Source organism: Sphingomonas sp. (assembly GCF_013816785.1).
Classification (GTDB): domain Bacteria; phylum Pseudomonadota; class Alphaproteobacteria; order Sphingomonadales; family Sphingomonadaceae; genus Sphingomicrobium.
In genome coordinates this window covers 1-2,564 of the sequence record NZ_JACDDV010000093.1, presented here as the reverse complement: position 1 = coordinate 2,564, position 2,564 = coordinate 1, and the positions used below count along the sequence as shown (strand labels likewise).

At 63.9% G+C, this 2,564-nt stretch carries 2 protein-coding genes; both read left to right on the top strand.

Annotated elements, in window-relative coordinates:
• Positions 1 to 1,561, top strand: a 1,561-nt coding sequence (locus H0W65_RS12120) for a DNA translocase FtsK (protein ID WP_294007918.1), incomplete at its 5' end; no start/stop codon positions are given.
• 86 nt (positions 1,562 to 1,647) lie between these two features.
• Positions 1,648 to 2,268 carry an outer membrane lipoprotein carrier protein LolA gene (locus H0W65_RS12115; RefSeq protein ID WP_294007916.1) on the top strand — a complete coding sequence of 207 codons (621 nt, stop codon included), beginning with the start codon at positions 1,648 to 1,650 and terminating at the stop codon, positions 2,266 to 2,268.
• The last annotated feature ends 296 nt before the right edge of the window (positions 2,269 to 2,564 follow it).

Genomic DNA, 2,564 nt, shown 5'->3' with positions numbered 1-2,564 from the left:
GCGCAAGGGTCGCGCCGGGGTTGGCCAGGCCAGCCTGGCGCTCGGCGATCATTATCAACTGCCGGGGCTCGACCTGCTGACGCCGCCGCCCGAAAAGGGCAAAAGCCAGATCGACCGCGCTGGCCTGGAACGAAATGCCCGGCTGCTCGAATCGGTACTCGAGGATTTTCACGTCCGCGGCGACATCGTCGAGGTCCGCCCGGGTCCGGTGGTGACGATGTACGAGCTGGAGCCCGCATCGGGCATCAAGGCCAGCCGGGTCATCCAGCTAGCCGACGATATCGCGCGCAACATGTCGGCGCTGTCGGCGCGCGTCGCCACCATCCCTGGTCGTAGCGTGATCGGCATCGAGCTGCCCAACACCAGGCGCGAATCGGTGGTGCTGCGCGAACTGATCGGCAGCCAGGCGTTCGAGGACCAGAACATGTCGCTGCCGTTGATCCTCGGCAAAAACATCTCGGGCGATCCCGTCATCGCCGACCTCGCCCCGATGCCGCATTTGCTGGTCGCCGGGACGACCGGATCGGGCAAATCCGTCGGCCTCAATTGCATGATCTTGTCTTTGCTCTATCGCATGGGACCCGACGAGTGCCGGATGATCATGATCGATCCCAAGATGCTCGAGCTGAGCATCTACGATGACATCCCGCACCTCCTCTCCCCGGTGGTGACCGAGCCCGGCAAGGCGATCCGCGCGCTCAAATGGACCGTGGAGCAGATGGAGGAGCGCTATCGGATGATGGCCAGCCTCGGAGTGCGCCAGCTGGCGAGCTTCAATCAGAAGGTGCGCGACGCCAAGGCCAAGGGCGCCCAACTGGGGCGCAAGGTCCAGACCGGGTACAACGCCGACAGCGGCCAGCCGATCTACGAGACCGAGGAACTCGATTACGAGGTGCTGCCGCAAATCGTCGTCGTCGTCGACGAACTCGCGGACCTGATGATGACCGCCGGCAAGGAGGTCGAATTCCTCATTCAGCGGTTGGCGCAAAAGGCGCGCGCCGCCGGCATTCACCTGATCATGGCCACTCAGCGCCCCTCGGTCGACGTCATCACCGGCGTGATCAAGGCCAACCTCCCCACTCGGATCAGCTTCCAGGTCACCTCTAAAATCGATTCGCGCACCATCCTCGGCGAGCAGGGCGCCGAGCAGCTGCTTGGCAAGGGCGATATGCTCTACATGCCCGGCGGCAAGCAGATCCTGCGCGTCCACGGCCCCTTCGTTAGCGACGACGAGGTCCGCCTGATCGCCGACCATTGGCGCAGGCAAGGGGTTCCCGACTATATCTCGGCGGTGACCGAGGAGCCCGAGGATGGCGGCTATCTGTTCGACGGTCAGCCGGTCGGCGAGGATGACGCCGAGACCCAGCTTTATCGGAAAGCAATCCAGATCGTCGCCGAAAGCCAGAAGGCCTCGACCAGCTACCTCCAGCGTCAGTTGCGCGTCGGCTACAACAGCGCCGCGCGCCTGATCGAGCGGATGGAAAAGGACGGGCTAGTCGGAATCCCCGACCATGTCGGCCGCCGCGAAGTGCTGATCGACGCTGAGGGACATCCGCTTTAGAGGCTGAACCCCAAGGACTCCCGGGTTCAGGGCGCATTCAACGCGGAAACGCCACCACCGGCGAAACGATCTTCAGGAGTTTTTGCATGTTTCTCGTCAAGATGCTCGCGCGCGCGCTGATTCCGGCCCTGGCGGTCGCGCTTGCGGTGCCCGCACCGGCGGTGACCTCGGGCGATCTCGCAGCGGTCGAGGCGAGCCTCGGCGCCACCCGCTCAATGACCGCCGGCTTCGTCCAGGCCGATGGCAAGGGCCGGCAGATGGCAGGCACGCTGACCTTGAAGCGCCCCGGCATGATTCGCTTCGCCTATGGCGGCGGGGTCAACATGCTGCTGGTCGCCAACGGCAAGACGCTCAATTTCATCGATTATGACGTCGGCCAAAAGTCGAGTTGGCCGATAGCTAAATCGCCCCTGGCGGTGCTGCTGTCGCCCAATCCCGACCTTGGCCGGATTGCGCGGGTCATGCCGAGCGACAATGCCCAGGTCGTTGTCGTCCGCGCCCGCGACGCGCGGCGCCCAGAGTTCGGGACGCTGGTGCTCGCCTTTCAGCGCTCTGCGGGCGCGCCCGGCGGTCTCCAACTCGAAGGCTGGACCGCGATCGACGCGCAGAACAAGAAGACCATAGTGCGCCTGTCGAACCAGCGCTACAATGTCTCGGTGCCCGATAGCGTCTTCACCTTTGCCGAGCCGAAACGCAAAAAAGCGTAGCAATCGAAAACGTTAAGGTTCGCGACAGCTTCGCGCGCGTAAGGAATGGTAAGATCGTCGGCGCCGGGGTTTCCCCCTGTTACCCGGGTCCACCGTCGATCGCCTTGCGTGACGAACGCTTGGTCGGCCCTCGTTCCATGCCCCCGGAGCGAGGGCCTTTCTGTATCTGCCCCGGGGCGGACAGATACGGAAAGGCCCTCCTTCACACAGCCGCATAGCGCGCTACAGAACTGAGCGTGACCAATCTCAAGATCGCCAGCTGGAACATTAATTCGGTTCGCGCCCGGGCCGGCATT

What these genes read in the sequence shown, in the direction of transcription:
- H0W65_RS12115 (WP_294007916.1), top strand. Translation starts at nt 1,648, where the DNA reads ATGTTTCTCGTCAAGATGCTCGCGCGCGCGCTGATTCCGGCCCTGGCG.